17 protein-coding genes and 1 pseudogene are annotated in these 16876 nt (G+C 63.9%); 7 read left to right on the top strand and 11 right to left on the bottom strand.

Annotated elements, in window-relative coordinates:
- Nucleotides 1–200: 200 nt before the first annotated feature.
- Complete coding sequence (locus ACUCV3_RS15585) at nt 201–1229, bottom strand: NAD(P)-dependent alcohol dehydrogenase (protein WP_294444508.1); 1029 nt, start codon at nt 1227–1229, stop codon at nt 201–203.
- Between the two features lie 224 nt (nt 1230–1453).
- On the opposite strand from ACUCV3_RS15585, the gene ACUCV3_RS15580 reads away from it, so the two are divergent.
- The 4 genes and pseudogenes from ACUCV3_RS15580 to ACUCV3_RS15565 form a co-directional block, all read left to right on the top strand.
- Nucleotides 1454–2017 (top strand): HdeD family acid-resistance protein, encoded by a 564-nt coding sequence (locus ACUCV3_RS15580; RefSeq protein ID WP_294444507.1) that lies wholly within the window; start codon nt 1454–1456, stop codon nt 2015–2017.
- Between the two features lie 161 nt (nt 2018–2178).
- The gene (locus ACUCV3_RS15575) at nt 2179–2388 is read left to right on the top strand and encodes a hypothetical protein (RefSeq protein ID WP_294444506.1); all 210 of its coding nucleotides are present in this window, start codon (nt 2179–2181) and stop codon (nt 2386–2388) included.
- A gap of 81 nt (nt 2389–2469) precedes the next feature.
- Complete coding sequence (locus tag ACUCV3_RS15570) at nt 2470–3036, top strand: DUF2059 domain-containing protein (protein WP_294444505.1); 567 nt, start codon at nt 2470–2472, stop codon at nt 3034–3036.
- A gap of 145 nt (nt 3037–3181) precedes the next feature.
- Nucleotides 3182–3313 (top strand): annotated as a pseudogene (locus tag ACUCV3_RS15565) (transposase); the annotation flags it as partial.
- Between the two features lie 117 nt (nt 3314–3430).
- Here ACUCV3_RS15565 and ACUCV3_RS15560 read toward each other — a convergent pair.
- A protein-coding gene (locus tag ACUCV3_RS15560; RefSeq protein ID WP_373886176.1) for an IS3 family transposase occupies nt 3431–4794 on the bottom strand; the annotation gives its coding sequence in 2 pieces (ribosomal slippage) (nt 3431–4444 and nt 4447–4794; 1362 coding nt in all).
- A gap of 52 nt (nt 4795–4846) precedes the next feature.
- On the bottom strand, nt 4847–5404 hold the full coding sequence (locus ACUCV3_RS15555; protein WP_482240810.1) for an O-methyltransferase: 558 nt from the start codon (nt 5402–5404) through the stop codon (nt 4847–4849).
- A 1233-nt stretch (nt 5405–6637) separates the two neighbouring features.
- On the opposite strand from ACUCV3_RS15555, the gene ACUCV3_RS15550 reads away from it, so the two are divergent.
- On the top strand, nt 6638–6910 hold the full coding sequence (locus tag ACUCV3_RS15550; protein ID WP_482240809.1) for a type II toxin-antitoxin system Phd/YefM family antitoxin: 273 nt from the start codon (nt 6638–6640) through the stop codon (nt 6908–6910).
- Nucleotides 6828–7316, top strand: coding sequence for a hypothetical protein (locus ACUCV3_RS15545; RefSeq protein ID WP_482240808.1), 489 nt, complete (start codon nt 6828–6830; stop codon nt 7314–7316). Before ACUCV3_RS15550 ends, ACUCV3_RS15545 begins: the two co-directional genes overlap by 83 nt.
- Nucleotides 7317–7899: 583 nt before the next feature.
- Here the strand turns inward: ACUCV3_RS15545 and ACUCV3_RS15540 are convergent.
- Nucleotides 7900–8220: a hypothetical protein gene (locus tag ACUCV3_RS15540; RefSeq protein ID WP_482240807.1), complete on the bottom strand. Its 321-nt coding sequence runs from the start codon at nt 8218–8220 to the stop codon at nt 7900–7902.
- 72 nt (nt 8221–8292) lie between these two features.
- On the opposite strand from ACUCV3_RS15540, the gene ACUCV3_RS15535 reads away from it, so the two are divergent.
- Nucleotides 8293–8475 carry a hypothetical protein gene (locus tag ACUCV3_RS15535; RefSeq protein WP_482240806.1) on the top strand — a complete coding sequence of 61 codons (183 nt, stop codon included), beginning with the start codon at nt 8293–8295 and terminating at the stop codon, nt 8473–8475.
- Between the two features lie 8 nt (nt 8476–8483).
- On the opposite strand, the gene ACUCV3_RS15530 is transcribed toward ACUCV3_RS15535, so the two are convergent.
- From ACUCV3_RS15530 to trbC, 7 genes are all read right to left on the bottom strand, one after another.
- Nucleotides 8484–11318 carry a conjugal transfer protein TraG N-terminal domain-containing protein gene (locus tag ACUCV3_RS15530; RefSeq protein WP_482240805.1) on the bottom strand — a complete coding sequence of 945 codons (2835 nt, stop codon included), beginning with the start codon at nt 11316–11318 and terminating at the stop codon, nt 8484–8486.
- Nucleotides 11319–11341: 23 nt separating this feature from the next.
- On the bottom strand, nt 11342–12742 hold the full coding sequence (locus ACUCV3_RS15525) for a conjugal transfer protein TraH (protein ID WP_304537566.1): 1401 nt from the start codon (nt 12740–12742) through the stop codon (nt 11342–11344).
- 65 nt (nt 12743–12807) lie between these two features.
- On the bottom strand, nt 12808–13632 hold the full coding sequence (locus ACUCV3_RS15520) for a conjugal transfer protein TraF (RefSeq protein WP_482240804.1): 825 nt from the start codon (nt 13630–13632) through the stop codon (nt 12808–12810).
- A gap of 2 nt (nt 13633–13634) precedes the next feature.
- Entirely contained in the window at nt 13635–13886 is a 252-nt protein-coding gene (locus ACUCV3_RS15515) for a hypothetical protein (protein ID WP_482240803.1), read from the bottom strand.
- The gene (locus ACUCV3_RS15510; protein ID WP_482240876.1) at nt 13867–14262 is read right to left on the bottom strand and encodes a hypothetical protein; all 396 of its coding nucleotides are present in this window, start codon (nt 14260–14262) and stop codon (nt 13867–13869) included. The genes ACUCV3_RS15515 and ACUCV3_RS15510 overlap by 20 nt, the downstream gene beginning before the upstream one ends.
- Nucleotides 14263–14283: 21 nt before the next feature.
- Nucleotides 14284–16125, bottom strand: coding sequence for a conjugal transfer protein TraN (locus tag ACUCV3_RS15505; protein ID WP_482240802.1), 1842 nt, complete (start codon nt 16123–16125; stop codon nt 14284–14286).
- Complete coding sequence (gene trbC / locus ACUCV3_RS15500; RefSeq protein ID WP_482240801.1) at nt 16122–16868, bottom strand: type-F conjugative transfer system pilin assembly protein TrbC; 747 nt, start codon at nt 16866–16868, stop codon at nt 16122–16124. The genes ACUCV3_RS15505 and trbC overlap by 4 nt, the downstream gene beginning before the upstream one ends.
- Nucleotides 16869–16876 lie beyond the last annotated feature (8 nt).

The following is a 16876-nucleotide window of genomic DNA, read 5'->3' as shown; positions in this document are numbered from 1 at the left end:
CTCATGCCGCCGAGATACTCGAATTTTGCATCGTGGCAGCGCAGACCAATCCAGCCCCCGGAGCCGCGACGTTGATCACAGTTCCAGTCATTGCGAATGGCCGTTGGAGAACGGGCTCGCCGAGGCGCGCGCGATGGCGGACCTCAGCTCAATCATGCCGGGCGTCCCGCTTCCCACCTGATCGCTTCGTCAGGCGAATTTCAAGGCACCAGCACAGCGCGGCCCTGGATCCTGCCCTCGCGCAAGCGTTGATAGACGTCGTTCGCCTGCTCGAGCGGGAATGTCTCGACGCTGGCCCTGATGCGGCCGGACTGCGCCAGGGCGATCACCTCCATCAACTCAGTGCGAGAGCCCCAATAGGGGACCGATACCTGCGTGCCATAGGGCGGGCTGTCGGCCGCGTAGTGCAGCGTGCCGCCTCCCAGGCCGACCACCGCCAGCCGGCTGTTGCGGCCGACCACGCCAGCGGCGAGATCGATCGTCGCTTGCGCACCGACGAAGTCGAGCGCCACCGTGACGCCGCGCTGGCCGACCAGATCGCGGATCTCCTCCGCAGCGGTCTGCGCGCGTGTGTTGACCGTGTGAGCCGCGCCCAGTTCGCGGGCATGGGCGAGCTTGGCATCATCGATGTCGCCCGCGATCAGGCGAGCCGGAGTAAGTGCGCGCAGGATCTGCACTGCCATGTGACCGAGCCCGCCAACCCCGATTACCAGCACCGAAGCATCTGGCGTGAGAAGCGGCAGCGCAGCCTTGATCGCATGATATGGCGTCAGCGCGGCATCGCTGAGGGGGGCGGTGGCGACGGGATCGAGATCGCCGAGCGGCACCAGCAGCCGCGCGGACGGCACGATCATATATTCGGCCATGCCGCCATCGGAGCCCAGGCCGCCGCCGAAGGCGGGAATGCTGGCGTGGCGCTCGCAATAATTCTCCGCCGAGGTCTGGCAGCTATGGCAGGCGCCGCAACCCCACGGCCCGTAAATGGCGACCGGGTCGCCTTCCTTCCATCCGGTGACGCCCTCCCCCAGCGCGGCGATCCATCCAGTATTCTCGTGGCCCAGCGTGAAGGGCCCGGAAAGGCCAATCCCTTCGTCGAGGACGTGGAGATCGGAATGGCACACCCCCGCCCCGGCAATGCGTACCAGCACCTGACCCGGCCCCGGAACCGGCTTCGGCACGTCGACGATCTCGGCCGGGCGCCCGACTTCGACGAAACGAACAGCTTTCATATGTACCACTCCTCGATGATCGCATTCAGAACCGGCCGAGCCCCTTCGCGCGAGCGTTCAGCGAGGGGCGCAGCTTGATCGATGTGGCGGCGTTCCCTCTCTTTCAGCATCAGGAACTCCCATGCGAAGTCTGACAGGGAGGACCGATTAAGTATACAGTGCAGTTTTGATATGTTAAGGGCGGCGCTTCCGATCATCCTCTTGCCCGCCAGGAGACTCCGTGGATGGCTCGCTCTGAACGAATGGCGCAAAGGCCCACCGCGGACGGTTGGGGGTGGGTGCTTGCCTACGGCGTGCTGCTTGCCGTCATTGGCTTCGTTGCAATCGTCGAGCCGCTCGCGACAGGCCTTGCGACCGGATTCCTCCTCGGATTTTCGCTGATCGCTGGCGGCATTGCCGGCATTGCCGCGGGCGTCTCCAAACGTGGCTGGCGGAGCAACTGGCTCGATGTCGTCGCCGGCCTGGTGTCGCTGCTATTCGGCTTGCTGGTTCTGGTAAATCCTTTCGCCGGCGCCGTGTCGATCGTCTGGATGATGGGCCTGTGGCTGCTGGTGACCGGGATTCTCGAGGTCTCGGCCGCGATCCGGTCTGCTCACCATCGTGGATGGCTGGCCTTTGCGGGCATCGTTGACGCCTTGCTGGGCATCGCGCTGCTGCTCGCGGGCCCGGCAACCGCATTGCTGGTGCTGGCGGCGATCGTCGGGATCAGCTTCATCTCTCGCGGGGCCTTCCTCATGTTCTTCGCGCTTCGACTTCGCGGGCTGGATCGAGGCGAGGTGCGGCCGTGAAGGGCCTCTCATTCGCAGCACCCCGGGGTTCGACGCCTGTCGAGCCGTCGCATTTCCGCCGGCCCCCCAAAGCATGAAATCAAATGCGCAGATATGTTGCCACCAGGCCCTGGTGAGCGGCGACGCGGAATGATGCCGCGGAAAGGACGATAGGATCGATCATGGCGTGGTTGGCGAGACTCTTTCTTCTGGTCCCGGCGATCGTAGCCGGCTGGTTCGTATCGCGCGAGGATCCGAAATTCTGGGTCGTCGCAATGGTCGTCGCGCTCGTCTTTCTCGCCTTGTTCTGTATCGCGGTGATCTACGCTCCCACGGGCGCGACGTTTCCGCGGCGTCGCGGCAAGCGTCGACGGGGAAGCCGGCGCATCTGATGAAGCCGCCGCTCGTCGCGGGCGGCACGGGCGTGAAGGCTGGAATCGCGATAGCAGGAGAATCCTATGAGCCGTCGAACAATGAAGAAGCCGCGGGTGGGCCGGTCGGGTTTGAAACTGGGATTGGCCGCGATCGTCCTTGTCCAGATGTGTGTGCCGTCCAATGCTGTCGCCCGGTCGACTTCCACGGCATCGGACCTGCCTCAACGGCAGGCCTTATGCTCCCGCTCTATCTCCCTTTCGGGCCTCGAGCGCGATATGGACGAAAGCATCCAGACGGCTCTCGATGACTCCTTCCAGACGCTCACGACAGCCTTCCCCGACGACACGAAAGTGGCCCAGGCGTACCGGGACTCGCTTGCCGAAGCGATGACGGCGGCCAAGGCGCCTGTCCTCAGCCGAGTGAAGGAAAGCTGTGCAGCGGCGTTCACCATCGATGAACTGAAGGGAATCAATGGCTTTTATGCAAGCAGCGCAGGAAGGGCGTGGCTGGAGAAGGGGCGGACGCTGATGCGCCCCGCTTTGAACCAGGCCGTCGCCGATGTCGTGCCGGGAGTCTTCGCCGTGACGCAGAAGCGCTTCTGCGAGCGCATGGGCGGATGCGCGGCTCCAGCCGCGAACCCCGCCCCGGCCCTGCCTGTTTCTTGATCGCGGGGTGTACGGCCCGCCTCAGCGGGCGGGCGCCGGCTCCGTCAGGGATAGCCGCCTCAGCTCGACAATCAGCGCGTTCAGCCGCGGGATGGCCTCGCTCCGGCCGAAGCGGCGGCCATGCTGGATGCGAGCAGGAGGCATGATGAGCAAGCGACCGCGCCGGAACCATATCCCGGCGTTCAAGGCCAAGATGGCGCTGGCTGTTGTGAAGGGAGAGAAGACGCTGGCGGCGCTGGCGCAGCAGTATGACGTGCACCCGAACCTCATCAGCCAGTAACGGACGCGGCTTTAGCCACCCTGTGGGGCTGGGGCTGGCCTGTCCGTCGTCAGAACATTCGGCACAACTCGCGGCGTAGATTAGCGGAGTGCGGACCTCGTCAGGGGGTTGATGTTAGGCGGCGAACTTGCGGTGCTGCAAGCGCCGATGTTCGATGGTCTGTCGCTTGATCCTTTCGCGCAGTTTGATGATTGCCGGAGCCCTGCCGAAGTAGGCGTCGGCAGGCGTCACGTTGGCCAGGCTCTCGTGGTATCGCTGGTGATTGTAGTGCTCGACGAAGGCCTCGATGTGGGCTTCGAGGTCGCCGGGCAGGAAGTAGTTTTCCAGCAAGATGCGGTTTTTCAGGGTCTGGTGCCAGCGCTCGATCTTGCCCTGGGTTTGGGGATGACACGGGGCGCCGCGGACATGGCTCATCTTCCGGGCCTCGATGTATTCCGCCAGCTCACCCGCGATGTAGCTGGGGCCATTATCGCTGAGTAGCCGGGGTTTGTGCAGCACCGTGGCGCTGTCGCAACCAGAAGCCGCCAGGGCGAGGTCCAGCGTGTCGGTGACGTCCTCGGCTCGCATGTTGGTGCACAGCTTCCAGGCGATGATGTAGCGCGAGAAGTCGTCGAGCACGGTCGACAGATACATCCAGCCCCACCCGATGATCTTGAAGTAGGTGAAGTCGGTCTGCCACATCTCGTTCGGCCGCGTGGTTTTCGTGTGGAACTGATCGGCAGCCTTGATCACGACATAGGCCGGGCTGGTGATCAGGTCGTGGGCCTTCAACAGGCGGTAAACCGTGGATTCCGACACGAAGTAGCGCTGCCCATCGGTGAAGCGCACGGCCAGTTCCCGGGGGCTCAGCTCAGACTGTTCCAGCGCCAGCTCGATGATCTGGTCGTGGATGCCCGCCGGGATGCGGTTCCACACCCGGCTCGGCGCCGATGGCCGATCTTCCAACGCCTCCGGCCCGCCTTCGAGGTAGCGATCATACCAGCGGTAGAATGTCCGACGAGGGATGCCGAGTTGGTCCAGCGTGCGCTTGGCCGACAGGTGCGACTGCTCGACGGTTCTGATGATCTCGAGCTTCTCGGATGCGGGATATCTCATTCGTCGTTGCCCCCATCCGCGACCATGCTTTTTTTGAGCAGACGGTTTTCCAGTGTCAGATCGGCCACGCATTCCTTCAGGGCCCGGGCTTCGCGGCGCAGGTCCTGGACCTCTCCGGTGGTCGCGGCACGGGCGGTGTCGCCGGCCAGGCGGCGCTTGCCAGCTTCCATGAACTCCTTCGACCAGGTGTAATACAGGCTCTGGGCAATGCCTTCCTTGCGGCATAGCTCGGCGATGCTGTCTTCCCCGCGCAGGCCATCCAGCACGATGCGGATCTTGTCCTCGGCCGAAAAGTGGCGCCGGGTCTGTCGGCGGATGTCCTTCACTACCCGCTCTGCTGGGGCCTTGGCGGGCGATTTTACATTGGAGGATCTGGGCTTCATCTTCGTTCCTTCGTCACTACGACGAAGCCCAGATCCTCCTTAAATCACAACCTCAAATCTGTGCCATTGGTGCTGACGGCGGACAGTCGCCGATGATGACCGTTCCAGGGCGAGAGAGTTTCAGTGCCCATCGGATATAATGCGGATTGTTAGGTTTGTCGGCGTCGATGAATATCAGATCGAACGGGCCTGCCAATGTCGGTAGAACGTCGAGTGCCTTGCCGACATGAAGATCAATGGACTGGCTCAACCCCGCACGATCGATGTTTCGTCGGGCTGTAGCTGCATGTTTTTCGTTATACTCGATTGTCACGACTTTGCCGCCGGTCGGCAGGGCACGCGCCATCCAAATAGTGCCGTATGCCCCAAGCGTCCCAATCTCTAGGATGCGTGTCGCGCCAACCATATGAGCGTAAAGTGCGAGCATTTTCCCCTGCGTCGCTGACACGTCGTGTGCCGGTAGGTCATTCTCCGCGTTGTCAATTAACGCGGACCGTAGATGACCGTCCTCGGGTGCGAGCAAGTTTGCCAAATACTGGTCGACCTCCGCGTAGCTCGCGGCATCGGCGGTTGGATAGTCTGGAACTCGTATCCCCATCATCCCCTGCATCAGTCACGAGCCGTGTCTCTATAGGCCGCGCGACCCTTCCCACAAACGAACGTGTTGCCAGCCATCGGTGCTATTATGGCCGCTTTCGGAATTACCGGTCGTTCCCATGGCCTGACCGGACCGGCAATAGCTGGTCGAGACCTACCGCCCCTTTCCGGGCTTACATCATGGCTACGCAGGATACACCCTTGTGAGCCATGGCTGCGGCAATGGGCCCCGGGTTCGCAAGAGCCGATCCTGTGGAGCCTAGCTCAGCGCGCCGAGCCTAAGTAGCTATGGGTCCTGGATATGAACGAGCTCTGATCACCAAACGCGTGGAGATGCCCTGCTTCGCGCGATCCTGAGCAAGTATGTGTCCGAAGACGTCGGCTTGGCTGACGAACTGATCGTGGAGCGCCGGCGTGAGGCGGAGCGTAAGTAGCAAGATCGTACTCGACGGCTCCGCCCTGCTCTGCCTGCTGAACGACGATCACGGAGCGGATCGGGTAGTCGACGTCCTGCCTCGCAGTATCATCGGAACGACGAACCTCGCTGAGGTCTCCTCCAAGCTTCGAGACCGAGAATTGCCGCTTGACGAAGTGCGTGAGGCGCATGGCGGGCTGCACATTGATGTCCGGCCGCTCTCTTGCCCAGGCACTTATAGCAGGCGACCTCCGGCCGTCGACGAAGGCGCTTGATCTTTCGCTTGGTGACTGAGCGTGCCTTGCGTGGGCAATCGACCTGCAAGCGGAGATGTTCACGACGGACGGCCCGCTGGCGAGCGCGGGTGTCGGCATTACCATCACCAACGTACGGCCGCTGGCGGAGTAGCCGCACATTCGTGCTTTTGGGTGCGATGGGCCCAGTTAGACGGGATGCGGGCCGAACAGGGGGCCTGACGTCCACTGTTTTGGGCGCAGATCCACTCTTTTCAGAGGCTGCTGGAGTGCCGATTGCGTCCGTTATTCCGCAAAACTTACACCTACACACCCCCGTCCCCGGCACGTTTTTAGCAGGAATCAGTGTTATCGCTATTTAGGTGAGCCGGATTGTCCGAGTTCACCGCGTGTTGACGGTTTCCCGGATTATCCCTACTTTCCCGGTTGCAGGCTCGCGAGAGCCCGCGTGCTCCGACGAAAACCGCGAAACCGATCCAGACCGCTCAACCGACCAGATCCCGACACGCTGAAAACCGCTCACGCACCGAAAACCGATCCGACGCTGAAACCGAGAGACGCACTGGAGCACAAGCTCATGGCGAAGAACATGGAAGTCGTTCCGTCCGGCGAGCTGCAGAAGCAGTTTGGTCGATATTCCGACGAGGCAATGATCCGTCCCGTCGGCGTTAGCCGGAACGGCCGCGTCCGCTTCGTCATGGTCCCCGTCGATGAATATGAGCGCCTGCGCCGCCGTGAGCGGGTCGCCGGCCGCGTGGAGGATCTGGATGACGATACCCTCGAAGCGCTCCGGGCCGTCGAGCCCGCGCCCGAGTGCGAAGAAGCAGAAGCCCGGCTCGGGCGCGCCTAAGCCCGGCCAAGTTCTCAACTACAGCTATCTCTGGGAAACCGAGTACCGCGAAGGCAGAGACGAGGGCGTCAAGGACCGTCCGGTCGCCGTCGTACTGGTGACGCAGAGCGTCGACGGGCTCGACCAGGTGCATGTCGTGCCGATGACGACCAAGCCGCCCCGTCGCGGACAGCCGGCGATCGAGGTGCCCAAGATCGTGCGCGAGCAGCTGGGTCTCTCGGCCGAGCGGTCGTGGATCATCTGCGACGAATGGAACCGCTTCGCCTGGCCCGGCTATGACATCCGCCCGATCCGCGGCCGCGAGCCGGAGGTCAGCTACGGTTTCATCCCTGCCGGCCTGTTCCGCCAGGTGCGAGACACAATGCTTGCTGCCGCTATTGGACGGCCGGTCGATCGAGACGACTAGCCATCGCAATTGCTGACTGCTGCACGGGCGAGGAGCCATTGGTGTGGAGGGTAGCACGCCGTTGATCCAGAATAAGCGTCACCTTCTTGCCAACTTCCTCGAGAGAAGCAGTCAGGCGGTTGAGCTGTGACCACGTCGCGCTCATTTCCGGCCCATACCGTGCCGTCAAATATTCCCGCGTCGAGGCAAGCGAATCGAGGTGCGTGGCTGTCTTAGCCCTTAAAGACAAGCCGAGCTCCTGCGCCCGCTCAGTGCGACGGGCAAGATCGTGCTGTAATCCGCGCACATCACGGGCGGTATCGCCGCAACCGAGTAGCAAAGCGTTTAGGTAAAGCTCAATTGCGTGGATCGCCAGCAGTCGCGCGGGAGCGAGGCAGTGCGGACCGCGGGCACGATCACAAGCCATCAGGTGACTGCAACTTCGCCGATACTCATGCGCGAGATCGAGGATTTGCCAGCAATCGGCCTGGTCGCCGGGATAGGTCGTTATACTAGCCTCCTCTCAGCCGGCGCCTGTCGAACCTACGATACGATAGCTAACAGTTCACATACGACCCACATGCGCCAAGCATGAAGGCTTAACCTACCCTGCCGCGTACAGCGCGATCGCGAGCGACATGCAGAAGATCGACAGCCAGATGACGATCTGACCGAATATGTGGAGAACGAGGCCCATCCAGCTATAGCGCCGGCGGAGCGCGATCCCGCTCGCGACGGCGACGAAGAACGCGATCGTCACCGGCATGGAGATCGAGGGCGAACGCTTGAGGCTCGCGTCCACGATCGGCATCAGGCCGACCGCCATCACCAGCATCCACGAGAAGCCGAACACCGCCGTGTCCGCGAGGTTCAGCTCATCAAGCGGACTTTTCCGACCCTCTCGCCGGGGTTGCCGCGTCGCCATCTAGCTGCTCCCTCCTTTGCTTGTGAACAAACCTCGAACCTTGTATGTTGGAAAGGTTCGGAGGTTTCTCACATGCTGGACACGCATACCTTGCTGGTCACTCAGGACCGTCCGTCGGGGCCTCTTCTCCTCATCGAAGAGGCGCCTGCAAGGAACGAGTGCGACGTGCCTATCACCGCCGGCACCGTTATCGGTCAGGTCATCGGTGTGCTGATCGTCCTCGCGCTCGGCGCGTACATGACGCTTGCCATCTAGCACCGCGATCACTCCCGTAGCTTCGGATCATTGAAGAAGCCGCGATTGTGGTCGCGGTTGACCTCCGACTGGACGTCAACAGAGCCTTGAACGGCGCTGGTACGCGAAGCCTGCGCTGCCGCGCGATCACCCTCTAGGCGTTCGCCGCCCGCTTCGATGATCGACTGAGCGGCCCGCGGATCGCCACCACTGGGTCCCGACGGGATGCCCGAAACACCATGCGGGCGGTACGACCCAGCGACATCACCCGCGCTATCGACCCCCGGCCGATGAACCTGGACAAGATCAGGCTCCTGTAGATTGCCGGCGATTTCCGCACGGATCCCGTCCTGCTTTTCGCGCATCCAACGCGTGATCATCTCCTGTCGGACCGACCGCTGATGATCGGTGAGATCAGTGGCCCAAAGTTCAGGAGCGTCGAGACCTGGGTTGGTGGCCTGCTGCGCACGATACCATTGAGCAAGATCCTGACTCATATTCTCGCTGAGCTGCATGCCGTGGGTCTCGGCATAGCTGGCATCACGCGAGAGCTGCTGCGAGAGCTCCTCGAGCTTCCGCGCCGTTTCGGTGTACGAGCGAGCGCGAGCGAGAGCCTGTTCGTGCGACATCGACGAGCTGGACGACGTCGACGCTCTGCTAAAGTTGCCCGAACGGTCATAAGTGCCATCCGATGATGTAGCGCCGGTGCCGTTTGAATGCTCGTCTCGAACTCCGCTAGTGGATGCGCTAGAGCTATCCGAAGAACGCGTGTTGTCAGTACCATGCCGGAGGGTATCCTGCTGCGATCCGGTTTTGCTTACCGAGATCCCGGCACCGGGGAGCGCGCCCAAAACACGCCCCAAGGCACCACCACGCCCACCAGAGCGTCCACCACCACCAGAACCACCGCGATTCCCACCGATGCCCGCATCCAAGCGCCCGCCGACCTGGTCGACAGTCCCAGCGTTGCGGTCGTGGCCGTCAGAGACACGCTGGCTCAGACCGATCGAAGAGCGATCCTCGGTTCCCTGCGAGCTGCTGCCCGTCGTGCGGTCGAACTGCTCGATAGAGGTGTTCGACGATCGACCGCTGCTCGAGTCCCAACCGGAGGACCGCTCGCTCGACGTGGTGGTCCCGCTGCGATCGGTCTTCGTCCAGGTGATCATCTCCTGCGCCGCATTGTCGAAGGCTTGAGACTGGCGGTGCGCCTCGCTCGCCATCTGCCGCCACTCGGCCACGGTGCCGGTCGACATCGTCGGCGTGAACCCGAGGCGCGAGATCGCGCCGCTGGTGTCGAAGACGTCCTGGCCGTTCCCGAACCCGTTGATCATCGCGCCGTTGTCTTGCCGCCACCCGACGCTGGCGGCGCCTCCCATGAAGCTCGGCGCGGTCGACCACTGATCGGCCTGCCGCATGTTCGACGTCGAATTGGCCCAGCTCACGTTGCCGTAGGAGTAGTTGCCGGTGGTCTGTTCCAGCGCCGCAGCCTCGGCCGCGTTCTGCGCCGGCGCCAACATCGACGTGGCCTGTCCCGCGATCGACATCGCTCCGCGCGCGAGACCCGCCGCTAGGAACGGGATGCTCATTAACATGAACCCGGCGATCGTCGCCGTCTCGCCGTTCACCGCGCCTATGCCGGCATAGCTGCCCAGCGACATGCCCCCCGTAGCAACGCCGTTCGCCGCGCTCTCGGCCCGGGTCATGCAGATCATGTGCAGGATGACGTAGAGCGGCCCCCACGACGCGAGATAGAAGAACCCCATCGCGTAGCCCTTCAAGGTACTGAGACCCGTCTGGGGCAAGAGGAAGAGCGGGAAAATCACCGGGAACATCGCGAAGAAGACGACGGTCAGCACGATGTTCAAGATCGGCACCCATGCCATCGCCTGCTGTGCGATGGAGTTGTAGGTGTTGCGCGCCTGTATGTCGGCACGCGTCTGCGCGAACGTGTCGATCGCCGCCGCCCCGCTCCCGCCCGCCATCGAGTCTCGCGCCTGCATGAAGGCGTTGATCGCCGTGTTCTGTCGCATGACGCCGGTGAAGTCGTTGCCCGACCCTGTGAAGGCCTGGTTCACGATCGGGACGTCGTGCTTCAGTTTCGCGGCCGCGACGGCATTGCTCAGCTTGGGATAGACCTCCTTCGCCCAGGGCTCGGCATTCGCCTCGATCATGCCGGTCCACTGACCGTTCAGCGTGTCATAGGCCTGCCGACAGGTGACGATGAAGTTCTGGACCGTGCCATCGCCCTGTCGCTCCAGCCACTCCTGCGACCGCGCCTCCGAGCCCGGCCCGATCGCGGCCCATAGGTCGGTGGCCTTGGCGAGATTGGTAAGCGACTTCTGATAGAGCATCACGTCGCCGAAAAGGCAGTTCTTGAAATGGTTCTCGAGGTTGGTCGAGAACTCCGCATCGCGGATCACGAAGTTGCGCGTCGCGTCGAACAGCCGCGCGCCATAGACCATGCCGTTGGTCGTGTAATTCAGCTCTCCCGGCATGACGAAGACCGTCTCGGCCGTTCGCGTCAGCCAGTCGCCGATCTGCGTCGTGAAGCTCGCCAGCACGCCGAGCCCGAGCGGCACGTTCGCCACCGTCGCCGGCGCCAGGCTGGGATTGATGCGATCCGTGACCTTCACGTCGATCGTCGGCACCATGAGGCACAGGTAGATCCCGGTCGCCTGCAGAAACCAGTTCATCCAAGCGCGGAAGTTGAGGGTGAAGGCGACGACGAGCAGGGAGTAGATCAGGCCCATCACCATCACGACGCGCAGGAGGGAGCGATAGCCCCCTCCCCCGGCCCAGGCAGCGACGGCATTGAAGGTGTTGACGAGATACTCGCCCCCGCCGACGGTGAAGACTTCGAGCACGTCGCTACCCTCCCTCTACGCGCTCAGAGCAAGCCCTGCGCGTTCAACCCCCGCGAGAAGCTGAGCGCCGAGGACATCCCCGGCGACATCGTGTTCTGCAGCGTCGACTCCAGCATGATGCTGCGGTTGATGATCTGCATCGTGACCTGCAGCTTGTTGCTCAGCTTCACGTCGCGCTGCGCGAACTTGGTGCGGGTCGCCGCGATCTGCTGGCGCCACTGCCCCGCCGTCTCCTGGTCCGCCGTCTGGTAGAAGACCTTCGCCTGCTCGACACGGTCGAGCATGTTGTCGAGCATCGCGTTCAGAAGGTCGACCGCAACGATCTCCGAGAGCGTTTGGATTTCGCCGTCCGTAAGGGCGTAGTGGGCATAGGCCTGGACGGCGAGGATCTTGTAAATCGGCACCGTGGCCATGTTGAGCAGCTGCTTCTCGGCCGCGTCGAGCGCGGTGTCGCTACGGATCTTCGAGCTCATGCTCTTGATCATCGTCGCGATCCGCGGGCGCAGCGCGCTCGATTCCGGAACGCTGAGCGTCTGGTCGGAGACGTCCGTGCAGGGATCGTTGTTGCACTTCAGGATCTTGACCTGCGGCGCGCTCGCGGTGCCGTCGAGCAGCGCGGTGACGACCGCCTCCTCGGCCGGGCCGTAGATCACCACCTTCGGGCCGCTGTTGCTGTCCGTCGGGGGCGTGGTGACGATCGTGCCGACGAGCGTCATCACATATTCGGAGAAGGACTGATCGAACGCGCCGAACTTCGACGACTTCTTCAGCGCCTCCCAGGTGTAGTTGTGGGGGTCGCCGACGATCTGATCCTTCATGTGCGGATCGCTGTTGCCGGCGAGCGTGCCGTCGCGCTGCCCGCCATTGTTGCAGCCCTGGCGCGATGCCGCCCAGTCGGAGAACACCCCCTGGCTGTTGCCGACCGCCTCGCAGATCGTCGAGCGCGTGGTCTCCATCTGCGGCCAGATGCCGCCCACGAGCGCCTGCGCCGTCTCGCAGCTCGAAATGTTCATCTGGTTGAGGAGCTGCGCCTTCTGGCTGAACTCGTCCATGACCTTGCCGATCTCGGGCGAGACGCTGTCGATCGCCAGCTTGAAGGCGAAACCGAGCGCGTTGTTCGCGGTCGCCTTCAGCATCGCCACGATCTCGGAGGCGTTGATGAAGCTGAACGAGCCCGAGAACAGGTCGATGCCGCCGCACCCCGCCCGCGCGCTCGGAAGCTGGAGGTTGAACGGCGACACGCTCTTCTGCGGGAAGCGCGTCCAGACGTTGCCGAGCGAGTAGTACCCCGCCGACTGGCCTTGGAAGGCGGTCGGGCCGGTCACGTTCGCGGCGCCGCCGGCGTCGTTGAAGAACCCGTTCATCTCCGATGCGACGTCGGCGCGAGCCACGCCGATCAGGGCGAAGTGCGAAGCGGCGAGCATCGTCAGCGCAGCGCCGGCGCGATGCGCCAGCCTCCGGAGCCGACCTCGTTGGCGAGGACTGGTCATCAGTAGTCGCTCCCGACTTTGGTGTTGGTGAGCATGAAGATGCGATCCATGATCTCATCGGCGCTCAGGATGCCGAAGCCGACCGGGATGGTCCGCTTGGTCTGGGTGTCGAACAGGACCAGCGCGGGGGTCTCGTTGCCGGAGATCCCCATCCGCGCGCGCTGGCCGGAATCGACCACATAGTTCGGGAAGTCGCGGCTCGGCCCGCCATCCATCGAGACGGCCATCACCGCCATCCGGTGACTGTCGGCCACCGAGCGCAGGATCGGGGCGAAGACCTCGCACGCTCCGCAGCTCTGCGCATAGAAGTAGAACAGCCCGTAACGCTGTCCGAGGTTGGTCAGGACCGAGTCCCGATCCGCCTTGCGGTTATCCAGCCATGCGCGCTTGGCGACCGTGTTGACGGGGCGCTGCAGCGTGTAGTCGATGTCGGGGTTCTGCCACAGCGCGCGCTGCCAAGTGTCGGAGAAGGTCGACGCGCGGTCGAGCTGCTCGCGCTGGAAGCGCACATAGGCGATCACGTTCTCCTCGGACGGGTCGAGGATCGCCTTGGCCTTGAGTTCGTCGAGCTGGTGCGTGATCGCCGCAAGGCGCTCGGCCGCGCTCTTCTCCGGAACCTGGGGCTGCGCCTTGGCGGTCTCAGCCGGCTTCGGCTTGGTGCAGTAGAACCATTGCCCGAGCTTCCGCTCCCCGCAGTAGAAGTCATCGCCTCGACCGACCGTCTCGACTGCGTCGTCGCGCGCTTGCGCGTCCTGCGCCCGAAGCGGTGCGGCCAACGGCGCGACCGAGAGCAGAAGCATGGCCAGCTTCGCCACTCTCGACATGGTTATCGTCCTTCCTTCTGATCGGCCGCATCGTCCGGGAGGACAGGCGCGGAGTGGTGGGGGAGCGTGGGGGCCGGCGCCGTCCAGCCCGCGAAGTGGACGCAGCAGTCGAACCCCGCGGTGGATGCGGCGGCCGAGGTGCAGGGCGACGCAATCGCTGCGCCGGCCGCAGCGACCGGCGCCGCCGGCACGGGCAACGACGTGCCCGCGAGGAGGGCGGCGACAAGCGCCGGCTCAAAGATCACGAACGCCATTGTCCAGCTCTCCCTTCGTCAAGCGCAGCACGGACATCATCAAGGCGACGTCGATCAGCCGCGTCCCTTGATCGAGCATCCGGATGATGCCGTTCATCAGCGGCCGGGCAGCGCGCCGGCCTTCCTCGGTTGCCCGGAAGCACTGGCTTTCCTCGGCAACCCAGCGGTTCGCGAGCATGTTCTCGATCGGCGCCGCGGCGATCGGCGGATCGACGACGCACTCGAACCAAGCCCCGATGACCTGGCAGATCTCCTCCACCCGGGGCGGGCGACGCGCGCGGAACACGCACATGAAGATGGCGAGCTCGAACGCCGTCATCGTCCAGTTGCAAGCTGGAGAGCCGGCCGATACCAAGTCATTTGCCGCGGCCGTCATTTCGATCACTTAGCCCCCCGATCATGGCTGATCCCCGTGCAGGTCGTAGTAGTCCTGGATCTTCTGCTGGATCTCGGACATCGTCTGGACCTCGTCGGGCAGCTTTGCCGCGTCGAGGAAGTCCGCATAGACTTCTGTGAAATCCATCTTCGACAAGTCGAGCTGCTGAAACTCGGCGATGGTAAAGCCCTTGCACTGCTCGTTCTTGGGCTTGCCCCAGGGCTTGTTGATCTGGACGCGGCCCTGCTCCTGCAGCACGCGGCTGAGCTTGCTTTCAAAGCAGCAATATGCCGTCTTCTTCGTCTTGCAGATGCCGAGGAAGCTGGACGAGCACCACGTTCCGACCTTGTGGCAGAACCCCATGCGATCCTTGATGTCGAGCTTCATCTCGTCTTGCGAGCAGGCGAAGAGCGTCAGGAACGGCGTCGCGAGCGCGGCGATCGCCGCCGGCCCGCCCGCCAGTGCAGCACCGCCAGCAGCAACCGTCAGCACGCCCGACACCTTGCCGGCGCAGCAATCGATAAGCCCGAACACCGGCTTGTGACACGTATCGCGCGTCCCCGAGAACACGGTCAGGTTATTGGGGTCGAGGCCTTTCGAGGCATCGTCGATTGCGTGCAGGGCGACGAGCGCGTCCTTGAACTCGGTCGATGCCTCACGGGTGATCGGCTCGCAGTCGCCGTTGATGCAATAGACGTCGTTCCCGCAGATGTATTGCGGCGTGCCTGAGGTCGGTGCGTCCGGAGTCGGGCACTTGTAGACCTTCTCCTTGACCTTGCACTCGCCCTCCTGCGGATCGTCGAGGCACTCCTCGCGCAGGAACGTGCATTGGCGGTTGCCCGCGAGATCGCCGCAGTCATTGCCCTGAGACAGCTTGTGGCAGGTATATTTCCGCTCCCACTGCCAGCACGCCCGCGTGACGGCGACGCCGTTGATCGTGCGCGTGGTCGGATCGGGGTCGACGCAGGTTTCCTCGGCCAGCTCGCACGTCTGATCCGCCGTGGCGCTGTTGCACTGCCCCTCGTCCTTGCGCTCGTTGATAACCTCGCCGACGGTTTCGAGAGTGTAGCCCCGGTTCGGCACCGCCGCGCTGTCGCACTCGTAGGTGATCTCCTCGCCTTCCTCCACATCGGGCTCGGTGCAAAAGCGGGGATTGCCCTGGCGGCAGATGTCGTAGAACACGGTCCGCCGCGACCGCTCACGGCACACCCCGTTGGCGACGGGCGCGTTGAACGCCGGCACGCAGCGCCGGTTGCGGTTGTCGCCACCGCGCGCCGCCGTCATGACCCAATTCTCGCAGGTGTAGACGTACTTGTTCACGCCCGGGGTGACGTCGACCACCAGCGGCACCCGGCAGACCGGCGCGGTCTCGTCGACCTTCGTTCCGGTATTGCACGTCGCCTCGTAATAGCCGCCGGACCCGGAGCCGGGAGGCAAAGGCTGGCACTGCCCGCTCTCAGACCCGATGTTCTCGCCCTGCAGGTACGCATCGGGATCGTTCTCGACCTGCGTCGCACGGTCGGTCGTGGCGAGGATCTCGGCGTTGCTGAAGGTCGGCCGGGTGTGGTCCGGATCGGTCACGGTCCGGTAGGACTCGTTGGTCGACCGCTGCGCCGTTCCGGCCGCGACAAGCGCATCCGGATCGTCGAAGTAGGTGCTCTGGGGCTGGTTGTTGCCGGTATAGCCCGGCACGGCCTCGGCCTGGGCATCCGTCGTCGGCACGAGGCTTCCGTCCTGCCGCTTCTCGTTGCCGAGCGCCTTGCCCTCCTCTCGCGCCTGCTCGACCGTCATCTGCTGCGCCGCCGCGGGGCTGACGACCAGGCAGACGCCGACAAGCGCGCTGACGAGGGAACGGAGCTTCACTGCTGGCGGCTCCGCCCGAGGTTGCCGAGCGCCACCGTGGCGATCCGCGCACCAGGCCCGTTGGCGCCGGCAAAGGTGTTGAGGGCGTAGTCGACCGTGACGTTCCCCTCGAGCCTGTCGTGCGGCGGAACCTTGGTTTCGCAGCGGAAGCCCGCGCACAGGTCGAACGTCGAGGTGACGGCGACATAGGTCGGCACGGCCTGCACGTTGAAGGCGCGGAAGAGCCGGGGGTCGATGCCGATATTCGGCATGTCATCCTTCTGCACGACTTGACCCAGGCGGTTGACGAACTCCTTGGCCGAGTTGTTGGGGAAGCCGCGGAAGACGACGACGCCCCCTGCCCTAGCCGTGTCGGCGATCAGCTGCTTAAGCGACGCCGGTGGCATAGAGAGGCTGGCGAAGACCATAAACTGAGGCGCGTCGCCGCCGGGCGTGTTCGCATTGTTGGCCGCGCCTTGCACCAGCTCGTCGAAGTCGATCTTGCCGTCCGGCCCCTTGGGCAGGTCCGTCGCGGCGACCCTCTGCATGTTCTCCATGCCGCCCTTCCGGACGACGGTCGCCTGATCGCGGAACTCATCGCCACGGTCCTTCACCTGGTCGACGAAGGCCTGCGCTTCAGCAGCGATGTCCGCGGCCCTCGTCTTCACCGCCTGAACATCGAGCCCGTCGACAGTCTGCGCGAGGATCGCCGACATGCCGGCGGTCCCGAGAAGCGCGGCAATGCCCACGGTCAAAAGGCGCATGCTTCCCT

The organism is Sphingobium sp. VMM, from assembly GCF_056790315.1.
This window is presented reverse-complemented; position numbering and strand designations above follow the sequence as displayed.

What these genes read in the sequence shown, in the direction of transcription:
- ACUCV3_RS15520 (WP_482240804.1), bottom strand. Translation starts at nt 13,632, where the DNA reads ATGTCGAGAGTGGCGAAGCTGGCCATGCTTCTGCTCTCGGTCGCGCCG.
- ACUCV3_RS15540 (WP_482240807.1), bottom strand. Translation starts at nt 8,220, where the DNA reads ATGGCGACGCGGCAACCCCGGCGAGAGGGTCGGAAAAGTCCGCTTGAT.
- ACUCV3_RS15575 (WP_294444506.1), top strand. Translation starts at nt 2,179, where the DNA reads ATGGCGTGGTTGGCGAGACTCTTTCTTCTGGTCCCGGCGATCGTAGCC.
- trbC (WP_482240801.1), bottom strand. Translation starts at nt 16,868, where the DNA reads ATGCGCCTTTTGACCGTGGGCATTGCCGCGCTTCTCGGGACCGCCGGC.
- ACUCV3_RS15585 (WP_294444508.1), bottom strand. Translation starts at nt 1,229, where the DNA reads ATGAAAGCTGTTCGTTTCGTCGAAGTCGGGCGCCCGGCCGAGATCGTC.
- ACUCV3_RS15535 (WP_482240806.1), top strand. Translation starts at nt 8,293, where the DNA reads ATGCTGGACACGCATACCTTGCTGGTCACTCAGGACCGTCCGTCGGGG.
- ACUCV3_RS15555 (WP_482240810.1), bottom strand. Translation starts at nt 5,404, where the DNA reads ATGCAGGGGATGATGGGGATACGAGTTCCAGACTATCCAACCGCCGAT.
- ACUCV3_RS15510 (WP_482240876.1), bottom strand. Translation starts at nt 14,262, where the DNA reads ATGACGGCCGCGGCAAATGACTTGGTATCGGCCGGCTCTCCAGCTTGC.
- ACUCV3_RS15570 (WP_294444505.1), top strand. Translation starts at nt 2,470, where the DNA reads ATGAAGAAGCCGCGGGTGGGCCGGTCGGGTTTGAAACTGGGATTGGCC.
- ACUCV3_RS15580 (WP_294444507.1), top strand. Translation starts at nt 1,454, where the DNA reads ATGGCTCGCTCTGAACGAATGGCGCAAAGGCCCACCGCGGACGGTTGG.
- ACUCV3_RS15550 (WP_482240809.1), top strand. Translation starts at nt 6,638, where the DNA reads ATGGCGAAGAACATGGAAGTCGTTCCGTCCGGCGAGCTGCAGAAGCAG.
- ACUCV3_RS15525 (WP_304537566.1), bottom strand. Translation starts at nt 12,742, where the DNA reads ATGCTCGCCGCTTCGCACTTCGCCCTGATCGGCGTGGCTCGCGCCGAC.
- ACUCV3_RS15515 (WP_482240803.1), bottom strand. Translation starts at nt 13,886, where the DNA reads ATGGCGTTCGTGATCTTTGAGCCGGCGCTTGTCGCCGCCCTCCTCGCG.
- ACUCV3_RS15545 (WP_482240808.1), top strand. Translation starts at nt 6,828, where the DNA reads ATGACGATACCCTCGAAGCGCTCCGGGCCGTCGAGCCCGCGCCCGAGT.